The sequence below is a fragment of the Pauljensenia sp. C0170B4 genome (assembly GCF_056590235.1).
On record NZ_JBWPVS010000004.1, the window covers coordinates 300,729 to 314,614 of the forward strand.

Genomic DNA, 13,886 nt, shown 5'->3' on the forward strand with positions numbered 1-13,886 from the left:
AGGGCATCGTGCGCGCAGGCACGCAGATATCAGGACGCGCCGCCTGCCCGGCTCACTCAACACAGATACCAGGACGCAATGCCTACCCTGCTCACTCAGTTTCGGCGTGACCTGCAGGTTCTGCGCTTCCCATGTTGTTGGCGGAGTCTGCGTGCTGGGCGAGGGAATTCGTATCCTCACTGCCACGGAAGACCACGAACTTCCACCACACAAATTCTCCTACCCCGTTGAGGACCATCGTCGCCGCTTTGATCAGGACTTCGCTCACCCCAGCATTGGCGACCACTTGGCCTAGCCACGCAGTGATCGGGATGAAAAAGACGTAGAACAGGGCCACCTTCGCCATCGCGATCGGAACATTGTTGGCTGATCGGAAGGTGTAGCGCCTGTTGAGCGTGAAGTTCCAGATCACTGACAAGATAATTGAGATGACGTGTTTCCAGTCATAAGGCAGCGGAGTCAACCAATCCAACAGCAGATAAGACACTGCCTCGATCACGCCTGCGCTCAACGAGAGCAGCACGAACATAACGGCCTGGACTTTCGTCGATCGTTGTGCCATCATCATCACCCACGATTCAGAAGCGAAAAGATTTTTTTATTGGCTGGGTAGATCTTGCGGTACGCGTCGTACTGGCGTGCATAGGTCTGAGCCAGTTCGCGGCGCGGCTCGAAGCGAGCATGCACTGTCACCAAGCGCCGCGCACTTTCCACAGTCGGAGTGATTCCCGCACCGACCGCGACAAGCAGCGCAGCCCCGACAGCGCCGGCATCCTGCGGATTCTCCGTCACTTCAACCGGACGGCCCACAATGTCAGCAAGAATCTGCGCAGTCGCATCAGACAACGCTCCGCCACCGACAAAGCGCACAACCGATGAAGTCATGACCTTTTTTTCCTGAGTTTCGATGAACCAGCGCATGTGGTAACACACGCCTTCGACGACGGCACGCATCAGCTCCGTCTTGCCGGTATTCAATGAAATATTCATGAACATTGCGCGGGCGTTCGGATCCTCAAACGGACACCGGTTGCCATGCAGCCACGGAGTGAACAGCACTCCCCCCGCACCGGGTTCACTGCGGGAAATGACTTCCGACATGTAGTCATACAGGCTGCGGAAACGAGCCTCCATCCCCTCGCATACACTGTGCTTATCCAGGTAGACGTTAATTTCGTCGAGGGCCAGATGGTCCTTCACCCACTCCAGGCACTTACCTGCCGTCTCCAGCTCAGCAAAGTAGTGGTAGCGCGAGGGGTCCGCACCGACAACGGTTGCAATCATGGCACTCAAATCCACCGCGCGTTTATCCGTGACGGTACCGACCCACCCTGACGTGCCCATATACACGTGAGTATCGTGCAGCTCGGTCGCACCGGCTCCTACACCGATGAGCGAAGCATCGCCGCCACCGGCATACACCGGTGTCTCTTCAGGCAAACCGAGTTCGTCGGCAGCCTCGGCAAGGAGCGGACCGACCACATCGGTGCTGGCCACAATTTCGGGCATATGGGCGGGATTGACGTGAAGAGCCCGCATCACTTCGGGACTGAACCGTCCCTTCCGAGCGCGCACGTCATATAGAAGCGTGGCGAAAGCCGAATCGTGACTCATGACGAACTTGCCGGTCATCCGCGCAATGATCGCTTCCTTAGCATCCAGCCACTTATAGGCACGCGCGAACGCTTCAGGCTTGTTGCGGCGCACCCAGTGGTATTTCCACACAGGATCTTTCACGGAAGCCGGTGCCGCACCCGTGTGGTACAAGGCTTTGGCCAATATCCCCGCGTTCACACCTGAAATGCGCGGCGCCTTCCCACCGATCAGTCGCATCTCGACGCTGGCACGCTGATCCATGTAACTCATCGCCGGGCAGACCGGGCGCCCTCGTCGGTCAACCATGACGAGGCACTGCATCTGCGCGCAAAAACTGATGCCGGTCAGTGTTGCGCACTGCTCAGGATGGTCGCGGGCAATCTGTCGGGTGGTCTGAACGATTGCCTGCCACCATTCGTCAGGATCCTGCTCAGCTCCCCCATCAGGCAGAACATGCAGTGAGTACGATGCCGAAACTGAGTCGATGATACGAATTCGGTCATCAATCTCGAACAGGCATGTCTTGACTCCCGACGTCCCAACATCGTATGCCAGCACGGTTATCACTTGTGGTTTCCTCCTTCAGGCACTCGCAAGGCGGAAATGAGGAATTCACGTGCGCCCGAGGCAAGCTCGGCATCACTCATCCCGGGGACATACAGCAACGCGCGCTGAATGTGATAGTCACTGGCTCGGGCATACTGCAACGACATCATGATGTTGTCAATGAAGAACGCCAGCGTGCTCGAATCGATATCGGTGCGAATCTCACCTGTTTCCTGCCCTTCGGCAATGAGTTCGCGGTACATCCTGAACGTTTCGCCTTCAAGCTGATCCACGCTTTCTGCCACGATCTCAGCGCTTCCGGTGGCTGTCAGTTCGCAGTACAGGCGTACCAGGTCACGATGCGTCGACGCCGAGGTTACCGCCAGTTCTGCGAGGGCACCGATGCGAGTCAGTGCGGAGTCTCCCTCGTCTGTGATTGCGAGCAGGGCGGTGCGCGATTCGTCCTGGGCGCGTCCGACGACATACATGAAAATGTCGCGTTTGGTGTCAAAGTAGCGAAACAGTGCTCCCACGGAGATGCCTGCACGCTCGGCAATAATGTTCGTGTTGGCCGTGGCGTAGCCGTGCGCGGCGAATTCGGCAATGGCTGCTCGCTCAATCCGTTCGCGTTTTTCCGGTGCAAGCGCCTGGAACCGCTTCATTGCGGCGTTAACCATGACTCCTCCATGAGTGCTGTAACAGCTCACCTTTGCCAAAAGATTACCACGCGGAAAGCTGCATGATATGATTTTGGACGAAAACATGAGTGCGTACTCACTGCACGTAGAAACCGGCGAGGAGGCCGCTGTGGATATGAATCGACCTGGAATTGACCAGGTGATACATGAGCTCGACTCATTGATCGCACAACCTATCTATTCCATTAAACCGTCGGCACTGGCCGCTTACGAGCGCGATTACTTTGATGCGAAGTGCCAGAAATCCAAGGAGATGATCGGGGAAGCCCAGCAGTACATCCCCGGCGGCGTTCAGCACAATCTGGCGTTCAACTATCCGTTCCCGCTGGTGTTCACGAGCGCAAAGGACGCAACACTGACTGACCTGGACGGCAACACGTATTACGACTTCCTGCAGGCAGGCGGACCAACGGTGCTGGGGTCGAATCCAGAGTCCGTGCGTGAAAAAGTCATTGACCTGCTCAACACGTGCGGCCCATCCACCGGCCTGTTCCATGAATACGAATACCGGCTGGCTAAACTGATTTCCGAGTTGTTCGATAGCGTCGATATGTTCCGCATGTTCAACTCCGGATCCGAGGCATGTGCGGCTGCGTCACGTATCGCACGCCTGGCTACGAAGAACAAATTCATCATGAAGATGGGTGGCGGCTACCACGGTTGGAGCGATCAACTGGCATACGGTATTCGCGTGCCTGGCTCGAAGTGGACACAGGCCAAAGGTATCCCGCTGGCCTCGATGAAGTACACGCAGGAATATTTCCCCGGTGATCTCAAGGATGTCGAGCGCACCCTGATGGCCAACAAGCTGCGCGGCGGAACCGCTGCCATTTTCGTTGAGCCGGTCGGCCCTGAAAGCGGTACGCGCCCCGTGTCGATGGACTTCCTGCACGGCCTGCGCCGCCTGGCAACCAAGTTCGGCGCACTGTTGATTTTTGACGAGGTTGTCACCGCCTTCCGTCTGTCCGAACACGGCGCGCAAGGTCTGATGGGGATCCGCCCGGATCTGACTGTGTTTGGCAAGGTCGTTGCAGGCGGCTACCCCGGAGCCGGCGGTGTCGGTGGTCCCACCAAGTACATGCGCTACCTGTCGGCTGGTATCCAAAGTGGCGACAAGGTCAAGAAGGCGCTCGTTGGCGGTACTCTCGCGGCCACACCGCTGAGCGCCCTGGCCGGCTACTACACCGTCAAGGAGATCGCTGAAACTGGTGCCTGCGAGAAGGCGACGCGGGCTGGCAACCGCTTGACCGATGGTCTGCGTGCCCTCATCAAAAAACATCGTCTGCCGTTCGTCGCCTTCAACCAGGGGTCGATCTGTCACCTGGAGACAGTGGGGACGATGCACTTCTCGATCAACTGGACGAAACCGTGGACGATCCCTCACGTCCTGAAGGAGACATCGGCTCGGAAGAAGGAGATGGAGCATATGGGCGCCGCCTACATGGCTGAAGGCATCGTCACGTTGGCCGGCTCGCGCCTGTACACCTCGGCTGCGTACTCCGATGAGATGATCGACGACGCGCTCACCCGTTTCGACCGTGTCTTTGACCAGGTCACGAAGCTATGAGCGCGCCGGATTTCGGACCGGGCCACGTGGTGCCCGAGCAGGTTCCCCTGACCGCGAATCCACGCGAGGACGTCATTGCTTTGTCTCACGACCTGCTCGATCATGGCCTGGTAGTGCGCACCTGGGGCAATGTCAGTGCTCGCGTTCGCGGTAATGCGTTCGTCATCACGCCCTCGGGCCGTTCATATTCCACCATGCAGCCCGAGGACCTGAGCGAAGTGGATGACGACGGTCAGGCTAGCGGCCCGTTCAAGCCGTCCTCGGAATACCCGATGCACGCCTTGTGCTACCGACTGCGAGCGGATGCTGCGATGGTGATTCACACGCATCAGCCCTACGCGTCGGCCTTGTCCGTCAGCCCCGAGAGCTTCGAGTTGTCCGATGAGCATGCTCGTCTGCTGGGTCAGGATATCCTGCCGATCGCCAGCTACGGCCTGCCGGGTACGCACACACTCCACCACGGTGTTGAACAGGTTCTGTTTGATCACCCCGATGTGAATGTCGTGCTGATGCGTGCTCACGGCGCGCTGGTGTGCGGCACCAGTAAGTCCGACGCTCTGGCCCGCGCGACCCGCCTGGAGCAGGTGTGCCGTGAGATTTACGAGCGCCTCGTACCGCAATCTTTGACCGAAGCGGAGCTGGCGCCCGATGCTGACGGCGTCGTCATGTCACGCCGTACCTGCACCCCACCGGATTCGGCAGGGCAGATCGAGTATTTCACGCGCGATCTTGAGGGCCAGTTCGTGCCCTGCTCCCCGTCAACTCTGACTGTCAGGCTGCATGAACAGTGCTATGCGAAACGTGAGGATGTGACCACGATCCGCGTGTGCACGGATTCGCAGGTCAGCACGTTCTTCGGACGTACGTTGACACCACAGCTGGACGATTTTGCCCAAATCGTCGGCCTGCGCGCTGACAACAGGCTCGGCTCGAATGTCGTCCTCTTGTCGCGTGCCGCATTGTGTCTGGGAATTGACGAGGGCGACGCTGCCGCCATCGAATATGTTCTGGAGAAGAACGCGAGAGCTGCTCGAATCGCTGAGATCACTGGCGAGGCTGGGTTGTCAACGTTTGATTCCCTTTTGATGAACGTGGTGTACCGGCTGAAGTACTCCAAGCGGGCCGGCGCTGCACCTTCCGGGCACTAGAGTTCAACCACAGATACTTGCCCAATGCGGTGGCTGTGGTGTGAGCCTGTAGCCATATGACGCTGTGGTTCTACGGTGTGGCAGCGCGCGGGCGTATGACGTGCTGTGAGACTACGGCGTGGCGCACTGGATGAGTTTGCCGCGCCCACTGGCACGGATGTCATGTTCGCACGCGCCGACGAACACGCTCTGCCCGCATGTGAGAGTCAGGTGATCGGCTGAGTGCGCACGAGGGGCGGACGTTGTTACGTCGATGCTGCCTTCCAGACACATCAGGATACGCGGCCCTTCACCAGGAATGGTCACTACGCGCGGATCATCTGACTGATCATGCACATCGGATTCGTGACTGACCGCGCCATGCGCGCTAACCTCCGATTTGAACGCGCCACGCGCGTCAGATTCATGACTGTACGCGCTGCGCGCCTCGGCAGCGGGAAGAGTGGTGACAGACAGGGAGAATTCCTGGGCCGGTGCCAGGAATGTGTCGGTCGTGTCACTGGGGTGCTCGGCGGCAACGCGAATGGGCGGCAACGCAGAAAACTCGGCAATTTCCACCAGTTGAGCGCTATCGACATACTTGCGGGTCAGGCCCGCGCGCACCACATTGTCAGAGGACGCCATGACCTCTATCCCCAATCCCGACTGGTAGGAGTGGATCTGGCGAGGTGGAATATAGACGGCCTCACCGGGACGCAACGACACTGGATTCATCAGGAATGCGACGATGATACCGGGGTCACCCACGTACTTGGCGGCCAACCGCGTCACCATCTCATCGGTGCGTCGGGACGGAGACGTGCCGCGCTCCAGACGCTGCGCGCATGATGCGGCAAATTCTGACACTCCCTCGGCCGTCGCCGGAGAGTCCTCATCAAAAAGCCAGCCGATCAGCATCTTGAGCCCAGATCGCACGGTAGCGAGTCTGAGACGCTTGCGCAGAGAATCGGCAACCATGCCTTCCAGACCATCCAGCAACCGGCGCGCCTTACGTGGGACTCGAAAGCCCACAAGCGCCTCAAAGTCGGTGAGAGCATAAATCATTTCCGGCTTGTGGTTCATGTCGCGGTAGGTGCGATCTGCGGCTGTGCGCTCAATGCCTAGCACATCTTCGCGAATATACCCTTCGCGTGCGAGTTCCTTCGTTGGGTGCACCTGCAGTGACAGGGCTTCTGCCGGCGCGATGAGTTTCATCAGGAAAGGCAGACGCGGTCCGAATGAGTACAGCAACCCGTCGCCCAGCATGGCAGTGGGATCCTGATCGATGAGGTCGCGAAGGATTATGCCGCTCTCATTCAGCGACGTCGGACCGTCGATATGATCACCGAACCACACTTCTGACACAGGCGACTCAGAGCGTTCCGAGCCTAGGAAATTCGGGATCGCGTCGGTTGACCCCCACGCGTCGTTTTTCTTCCAGCCTGTAAGACGCTCCATAAAACGTGGCTCCTCGCATGTGCGCATCGCTGTGCGCACCACAATCCTGGTCGCGCATGCCGCACGACCCGCTCTCGACGATTCAGTCGTGTACTTCTAACCGATCTTAATCACTTTCCCGCACTGTGACCGATTCGCCCTCGCGTTCGCGTTGCAGAAGGCGGGCAAATGGCCCGTCCTGAACTGCAAGCTCATCGTATGTGCCGATCTGCGCCACATGCCCATCGTCGACCACGATGATTCGGTCGGCGCCGCGGATTGTGGAGATCCGGTGAGCAATGATGATCAGTGTGCGCCCAGCTGTTGCTTCGCGAATGCCATCGAGCACCACGGCTTCGGTAGCGCTGTCGAGTTGTGAGGTCGCCTCGTCAAGGATAGTAATCGGTGCGCCAGCCAGAAGTGCGCGGGCGAGGGCGACGCGTTGACGCTGACCACCAGAAATGCGCTGGCCCATCTCTCCGATCCGGGTGTTCATACCATCCGGTTCGCTGGCCAGCCACTGATCCAGGCCCACCTGGCGGCACACACGCTGCAGATCCTCATCACTGGCATCGGGACAGGCGAGCAGCAGGTTCTCACGCACACTCATATTGAACACATACGGGGTCTGCGGGGCGAACACGACAATGGAACGTAGATGGTGGCGCGTCACGGTGCGCACATCCGCCCCACCAATGCTGACTACGCCCTGATCGGGGTCCCACATGCGGTCAATGAGCCGTGCGATCGTTGACTTCCCAGATCCGCTCGACCCGACGATTGCGGTGACTCTTCCGGCCGGAATCGACACCGTGACATTGTGGAGAACCTGCGGGGATGGTCCTGCTGCGCTCGGGCGCGGCGGGTAGGCAAATGAGACACCATCCAGTGCGATCATGTCTTTTCCGCTCACGTCACCGTCTCGCACCTGGCTGCTGTCAGGTTCTCGCACCAGCGGGGCACGCTCGGTGATAGCGAAGATGCGGCGCGCCGATGCGAAGGCCTGGTCCAGATCAGCCATGAAGTCTTCGACTGCCAGTGCCGGAGCAAAGGATGCCAAGGTGACGCCCAGCGCCATGCACATCTGAGCCATACTCACTGCGCCCGCCCTCGCCAATGACGCGAGGACAGCCAGTTGGACGATCAAGGCGAGCGCGACGAGAGTCTGATTCAACCCGCGTCGCAGCGCCACCACCGACGTTGTGCGCCGCTGAGCCTCATCGATCGTATCTTCGAGCTGTCGCATCGTGCGGTGCCGCTCGGCCTCGTTCGCGAAGGTCAGGATCTCGCGCACGCCCTGGACGGTGTCCGTGACGTGCTGGGACAGGTCGCCTCGGGTCGCTCGAATGGTGCGTGCAGCGTCACTGGTGGTACGCACCCCCAGCTGCGGGACGACTATGCTGACGGCCACCAGGAACGGAGCGAGCGCCAAGACTGCCCACCATGAAACCGCACATCCCAGATAGGCCAGGACGATCACGGGGCAGATAATGGCGCTCAAGCCGGGAGCGAGGGTGTGCGCAAAGAACACTTCGATCCGGTCAATGTCCTTGGTGACTCGTGAAAGAAGGTCGCCTGAGTCTTCGCTTTCGGTGCGCGCAGGAGCTTGCGGTTCGAGGCGATCGTAAAAGTAGCCTCGAAGCAATGCGAGGGAGCGGAATGCGACCCAGTGCCCGCTGAATTGCTCGAGGTAGCGCATCAGCGCTTTGATCAGCGACAGGACAACGAGCACCACTGCCACGGTCAGCAGCGGCATCGTGGAGATATCGGAGGCAATCTTGCCAATCACCCACCCTGCTGTTGCGTACTGCGCCACGTGCAGCACCATTCCGATCACGCGCGCCGTGATCGAGATGCCCAACGGTGCCATGACAGGGCGTGCCACGTTGATCAGTCTGGCAGAGGTCTTCCAGCGTGATTCGTTCATCGGGATGCCGCCTTCCCGTCGGTCAGCTGTCCGTCGCACATCGTGATGCGTCGTCCTGACTGGTCGATCGTGTTGCGTCTGTGCGAAATGGTCAGCGTTGTGCGCCCCTGGGTGAGGTGGGCGAGCGCCTGCAGGATCTCGTGCTCACTGTTCAGGTCCACGTGAGCGGTCGGCTCATCCAAGATCAGGATCGGAGCATCCTTGAGCAGTGCGCGCGCAATCGCGACGCGTTGCGCTTCCCCACCCGATAGGGCCAGGCCACGCTCTCCCACTTCCGTGTCCAGGCCGTAGGGCAGGCGCTCCAGTGTCTGCGTGAGGCGGGCCGCGTCGAGTGCGCGGCGGAGGTCCTGGTCGGTGGCGTGTGGGTTTGCGATCAGCAGGTTGTCGCGCAGCGTGCCGGTAAACAGGTAGGTTTCCTGTTCGACGGTGGTGATGTGGCGTCGAATCCACTGCAGTGTCACGTCGGTCAGGTCGTGTCCGTTGATGCGAATCGATCCGCTGTCGGGCCGACGGTTGGCACATATGAGGGTGGCGAGTGTGGTTTTTCCTGCTCCTGATGGCCCGGTCAGTACGACATGCTGACCGGCTCCGATGTGCAGTGAAGCATCCGTGAGGACGTTGACACCTTCCTGGTAGGCGAAGTTTACGCGGTCGATGTCGATGGTGGCGCCGCTCGTGCCGCCCGTGCTTCCGGAAATTTCTTCGCTATCCGAACCGCGAGTCACGTCACCCGCACCTCGCCGCACCGCATCACCCGCACCTCGCTGCGCCACGCCGTGCGCATCCGGGTCGATCGCATCTGCCGCGTCGCTGACCGCCACAGGCTCACTGGTCAGGCGCTTGATCTCGCGTTGTGAGGCCATTCCGCCCATGCCGACATAGAAGAACTGACCGACCCGATCCAACGGATCTAACATGATGGTGGACAGCAGGACCAGCGCTATAGCCTGGCCCACGCTGATTGCTCCACTGCCAGCCCGCCACGTTCCCAGCAAGGCTGCTCCCGTGATGATCCCCAACGAAAAGACGGCGTCCATTACGAACAGGACCAGCTGATTTGCTGCCAGGTATCGCATGACCCTGCGGCGCACTTTCTCTGATTGGTCAGCCAGGTGGCGGCCCATTGCCGCGCCGGCATTCATCAGTGTCAGCGCTGACAGGCCTTGAATAGCATCGAGTTCAGCTGCTGCGAGCGAACGCGCTGCCGAACGGTAACGAGACGAGACGGGTTTGAATGCGGCTCGAAATGCGCCGATGGCAAGCGGCACGATCGGGATGGCCAGCGCCAAAATCAGCGCCGCCACCCAGTCGATGGCAATCGCGATGACGACGACGATCAGAATCGGCGTCGCAAGAGAAGCAATCATCGGACCGATAAACGTGCCGCGATAGTTAGCCACGCGTTCCACGCCGTCGGTTGCTGAATTGACGATTCGGCCTGTGCGCTCGCGTGAGCGTTCAGCCGGACCGCGCGCGAAGACATGATCCACGATGCGGTGACGGTATTCCTTTTCAATAGCGCCGACGCTGTGCCCCGCAAGACGCGATGCTGCCCACGCGCTCACGCCCGTGATGAGAGCGCAGATAGTGGCAGTGGCCCATAGTCCCCAGCCCAGCGGCCCCGACTCGATGACAGCATCGATGGCGTACCCGCTGCAGATATACACGCCTGCGAGCGCAAGCGCCGACATCCACGACACCGCAATAACTACGTGTTTTCTATTCATCTCTTCTTCCGCCTCTCCTCACAACTGAGGTATGCCTTATTCAGCATAGTGTCGTCGTGGCGTGATCACCGGAGTGTGCGTGTGAGGGTGGTCAAACACGTCGATAGGGTACTGGTACGCGCGTGTCAGACGTTCAGATGTCAGCACTTCTGCAGGCGGCCCTGCGCAGTCAACTGTGCCGTCGTGCAGCAGGATCACTCGGTCCGCATATGCGGCCGCAACATCCAGAGCATGCAGCACGATGACGACACCGCAGCCCGTCTGCGCGTAGTCGCGTGCCAGCCTGAGGACGAGTTCCTGGTGTCGGATGTCCATCGCAGCTGTTGGCTCGTCGAGCAGCATAAGCGGGCTGGCCTGCGCCATGATGCGGGCAAATGCTGCTCTGGCACGTTCGCCACCTGACAGTGAGGTGTAGGTGCGCTCACGCAGCGCCTCGATATCAGCTTTCCTCAGAACTGCGCTGACTGTTGCGTCGTCCTCGTTTTCCTTAGAGGTGCCGGCCCACGGTGCCCGCCCCATGCGCACAACGTCCACGACAGTAAAGGGGAACGCGATGTCGATACGTTGCAGGAGCACTGAGCGTCGCTGTGCCAGTTCCACCGCGTTCCATTCCCCGATGGGGCGTTGCACAACGCGAATTGTCCCTGACCGTGGGGCGCGATCTCCGCTCAGCACAGACAGCAGGGTGGATTTTCCTGCTCCGTTGGGACCGACGAGGGCGACCACCTCGCCGGGGTATACGCGCGCACTGATGTGATCGAGGATGGTGTGCTCATCGATTGTCACAGTGATGTCCTGCGCGTCGATGAGCGGCGTGTGCGGATCTGGCTGATCGGGCAGGTCAGATTCACGTGAAAGCAGGGATCGCCGGGTTCTCATGCCCACCCTCCTGATCGTGAACGTGAGCGCCTGAGCAGGTAGAAGAAGAATGGGCCACCCACCAGTGACGTGAGCATGCCGATCGGCAGGTCGGCGTAGGCGATGAGTGTACGGGCACAAAAGTCCGCGCTGACCATCAGGAGTGCGCCGCCCAGCGCGCTTGCGGGCAGCAGGAGCCTATGAGAGGGGCCGATAAGCATGCGGATGAAGTGCGGCACGACCAGCCCGACGAAGGCGATGATGCCGTTGAATGCGACGGCGCACGAAACCAGCAGTGCTACCAGTGTCATCGCGATCATGCGCAGACGCTCGACGTTGACACCGACATGCCGGGCCGCCCGCTCCCCCAGTGAAAGAATGTCGAGCTGACGAGACAAAGCGAATGCGATGAGCGTGCCGATCACGCACAGGGGTGCGACGAGGGTGACTTGCTGCCAGCACGCACCGGCGATGGACCCCATCTGCCAGAACACGATCTGTTCACGGGCGGATGTGGGCGCGCGAAAAACGATGAATGAGATGATCGCTCCGGCGACCGCGTTGACGGCGACGCCCATCAAAATCAACGTCACGACTTCGGTGCGTCCTTCGTGTCGAGACATGACATAGACGATGAATGTGGTGATCAGCCCGCCGACGAATGCCAGCGTCGGTGTGGTGAGAGGCCCCAGGAATGTCCATCCGGCGATGACCGACAGTGCGGCACCAACCGCTGCTCCAGAGGAGACACCCACTGTTCCAGGCTCGGCCAACGGGTTGCCAAATATGCCCTGCATCAACGCGCCCGCGACCGCCAGCGAGATTCCCACCAGGATGCTCATCGCGATGCGAGGAAAGCGCACGTTCCACAGGGCTTCATCACCGAATGGGTGGGTGGGTGCAGGAAACCACGGCAAGCCGATTTTATGAGTAACGGATCCGAGGACTTGGTCGAAGGGAATGACGAGTTGGCCGAGCGCCGCAGACACGAGCACCGTGATGACCAGTAGAGCGGTCATCACGGTGAAGACGATGAGGGTGCGGGGCCGGGCAGTTGTCACTGACGCGCGCCGCTTTGTCCGCCGTGACCGCGCCCTGTTCCAGCGCCGCCGTGTTGCCCTGTGCGCGCCGCCATCTCATCGAGGCGTTTTTGAACAATGGCTGGCTTATGGTCAGGAAGGTACGCGCGCTCCGGATCATACAGTGCCTGCCCTAACGCCACGATCACATCAGCCGTTCGCGGCCCCCACGTCATGACCTCGTAGTCAGACATGTCGATGATGCGGCGATTCTGCCCGGCAGGTGTCTGTGCAATGCCGGGCAATTTCAACATCGCATCTAGCCCGCCAACCGACGCAATGGACAGTGTCATCGTCACGATCACGTCTGGAGCCGCCTGCACCAGCGCTTCAGCATTGGTAGGTTGGGATCCTTCGAACCCCACTTCCGTTGCCACGTCGGTCGCTCCCAATGCTTCAATCAGCGCGTCGGCTCCTGAATTCTGGCCGAACCAGTCGTAGATTTTGGGACCGCGCATATACAGGAATGCGGCGCGTGGCCGTGCCGACGAATCAGTAGGAGCAATGGAAGCAACTGCCTGGCGTGCGTTCGCAATTTCCTGGTCGGTGCGCGTAGCCAGCTGAGCGCCCAGCTCGTGGACACCCAGAGCATCGGCCACCGCTTTGATTTGAGTACCGACAGCGTCAAGGCCGCCCTCGTGCACGTCAGGTATGAACACGACGGGGATGCCCGTGTCGCGTAGCTGCTCGTGGACCTGTCGCGGTCCGATATTGTCGTCGGTAATGATGACCGAGGGGTGCAGCGCCAGGATGGATTCGGCGTTGAGTTCGTGCCCGTTTCGCGTGACTTGTGGCAGATTGTCGAGGCCGGGGATCGCCGTGGCCGTGTCCCTGCCGACCAGCTGGCATCCAAATCCGAGCGCGTACACGATGGACGCGAGTCCGCCGTTATTGTTCAGGGCAAGAATGCGCGTGGTGTCCGTAACCGTCTGGCGCGCACCGTCATCACTGGTCACGGTGGCAGGCAATGTCTGTGAGCTGGTTGGATCGTCGGAAATTGGGATGATCTGGTCGCTTCGCGTGTACGCGGTTGTTGGCCCCTTGAGCTGTAGCGGGTCGGGCAGATTGGCCTGAACTGATTCCGACAAGTCAAAGTCGCGGGCTTGGGTGGAGGCTGGCGGCATGTCGCATGCGCTGGCATCGGATTCGGGTACTGTCGCAATGTTGGCGCACCCGGTGACCGTCATGACGAGGGCACACGTGAGTGTACTCAGGCATGCAGCTGGTGTCCACGAAGCCGCTTTCACTGTTGAAACTCCATCTGTCGCAGTCGGTTTGGCCAGTTGGTAAACCTCGTGCTTATATGACGCTGTTTCACATAAAA

At 60.1% G+C, this 13,886-nt stretch carries 11 protein-coding genes; 2 read left to right on the forward strand and 9 right to left on the reverse strand.

Going from position 1 to position 13,886, the window contains the following annotated elements; genetic code table 11:
- Window positions 1–91: 91 nt before the first annotated feature.
- The 3 genes from AC1EJ1_RS07290 to AC1EJ1_RS07300 are packed head-to-tail and all read right to left on the reverse strand — an operon-like array spanning window position 92 to window position 2,819.
- Window positions 92–562, reverse strand: a complete 471-nt coding sequence (locus AC1EJ1_RS07290; RefSeq protein ID WP_227469053.1) for a GtrA family protein — start codon at window positions 560–562, stop codon at window positions 92–94.
- Window positions 563–567: 5 nt separating this feature from the next.
- A complete protein-coding gene (locus AC1EJ1_RS07295) occupies window positions 568–2,163 on the reverse strand; it encodes a xylulokinase (RefSeq protein ID WP_285014356.1) in 1,596 nt (531 codons plus the stop codon).
- On the reverse strand, window positions 2,160–2,819 hold the full coding sequence (locus AC1EJ1_RS07300; protein ID WP_480295600.1) for a TetR/AcrR family transcriptional regulator: 660 nt from the start codon (window positions 2,817–2,819) through the stop codon (window positions 2,160–2,162). The genes AC1EJ1_RS07295 and AC1EJ1_RS07300 overlap by 4 nt, the downstream gene beginning before the upstream one ends.
- Before the next feature lie 136 nt (window positions 2,820–2,955).
- On the opposite strand from AC1EJ1_RS07300, the gene AC1EJ1_RS07305 reads away from it, so the two are divergent.
- Window positions 2,956–4,407 (forward strand): aspartate aminotransferase family protein, encoded by a 1,452-nt coding sequence (locus tag AC1EJ1_RS07305; protein WP_070725118.1) that lies wholly within the window; start codon window positions 2,956–2,958, stop codon window positions 4,405–4,407.
- Entirely contained in the window at window positions 4,404–5,555 is a 1,152-nt protein-coding gene (locus AC1EJ1_RS07310; RefSeq protein ID WP_480295601.1) for a class II aldolase/adducin family protein, read from the forward strand. The genes AC1EJ1_RS07305 and AC1EJ1_RS07310 overlap by 4 nt, the downstream gene beginning before the upstream one ends.
- A 111-nt stretch (window positions 5,556–5,666) precedes the next feature.
- Here the strand turns inward: AC1EJ1_RS07310 and manA are convergent, their stop codons facing one another.
- From manA to AC1EJ1_RS07340, 6 genes are all read right to left on the reverse strand, one after another.
- Window positions 5,667–6,992 (reverse strand): mannose-6-phosphate isomerase, class I, encoded by a 1,326-nt coding sequence (gene manA, locus AC1EJ1_RS07315; protein ID WP_480295602.1) that lies wholly within the window; start codon window positions 6,990–6,992, stop codon window positions 5,667–5,669.
- Between the two features lie 106 nt (window positions 6,993–7,098).
- Window positions 7,099–8,898, reverse strand: a complete 1,800-nt coding sequence (cydC, locus tag AC1EJ1_RS07320; RefSeq protein ID WP_285014351.1) for a thiol reductant ABC exporter subunit CydC — start codon at window positions 8,896–8,898, stop codon at window positions 7,099–7,101.
- A complete protein-coding gene (locus AC1EJ1_RS07325) occupies window positions 8,895–10,625 on the reverse strand; it encodes an ABC transporter ATP-binding protein/permease (RefSeq protein ID WP_285014349.1) in 1,731 nt (576 codons plus the stop codon). Before AC1EJ1_RS07325 ends, cydC begins: the two co-directional genes overlap by 4 nt.
- Window positions 10,626–10,661: 36 nt before the next feature.
- Window positions 10,662–11,504, reverse strand: coding sequence for a heme ABC transporter ATP-binding protein (locus AC1EJ1_RS07330; RefSeq protein WP_480295603.1), 843 nt, complete (start codon window positions 11,502–11,504; stop codon window positions 10,662–10,664).
- Window positions 11,501–12,544, reverse strand: a complete 1,044-nt coding sequence (locus AC1EJ1_RS07335; protein WP_285014346.1) for a FecCD family ABC transporter permease — start codon at window positions 12,542–12,544, stop codon at window positions 11,501–11,503. The genes AC1EJ1_RS07330 and AC1EJ1_RS07335 overlap by 4 nt, the downstream gene beginning before the upstream one ends.
- Window positions 12,541–13,809 (reverse strand): heme/hemin ABC transporter substrate-binding protein, encoded by a 1,269-nt coding sequence (locus tag AC1EJ1_RS07340; protein ID WP_074026143.1) that lies wholly within the window; start codon window positions 13,807–13,809, stop codon window positions 12,541–12,543. The genes AC1EJ1_RS07335 and AC1EJ1_RS07340 overlap by 4 nt, the downstream gene beginning before the upstream one ends.
- Between the last annotated feature and the right edge of the window lie 77 nt (window positions 13,810–13,886).

Bases quoted from the DNA above. Each gene is read 5' to 3' on its own strand.
- AC1EJ1_RS07305 (WP_070725118.1), top strand. From the start codon at position 2,956: ATGAATCGACCTGGAATTGACCAGGTGATACATGAGCTCGACTCATTG.
- cydC (WP_285014351.1), bottom strand. From the start codon at position 8,898: ATGAACGAATCACGCTGGAAGACCTCTGCCAGACTGATCAACGTGGCA.
- AC1EJ1_RS07290 (WP_227469053.1), bottom strand. From the start codon at position 562: ATGGCACAACGATCGACGAAAGTCCAGGCCGTTATGTTCGTGCTGCTC.
- manA (WP_480295602.1), bottom strand. From the start codon at position 6,992: ATGGAGCGTCTTACAGGCTGGAAGAAAAACGACGCGTGGGGGTCAACC.
- AC1EJ1_RS07300 (WP_480295600.1), bottom strand. From the start codon at position 2,819: ATGGTTAACGCCGCAATGAAGCGGTTCCAGGCGCTTGCACCGGAAAAA.
- AC1EJ1_RS07325 (WP_285014349.1), bottom strand. From the start codon at position 10,625: ATGAATAGAAAACACGTAGTTATTGCGGTGTCGTGGATGTCGGCGCTT.
- AC1EJ1_RS07330 (WP_480295603.1), bottom strand. From the start codon at position 11,504: ATGAGAACCCGGCGATCCCTGCTTTCACGTGAATCTGACCTGCCCGAT.
- AC1EJ1_RS07310 (WP_480295601.1), top strand. From the start codon at position 4,404: ATGAGCGCGCCGGATTTCGGACCGGGCCACGTGGTGCCCGAGCAGGTT.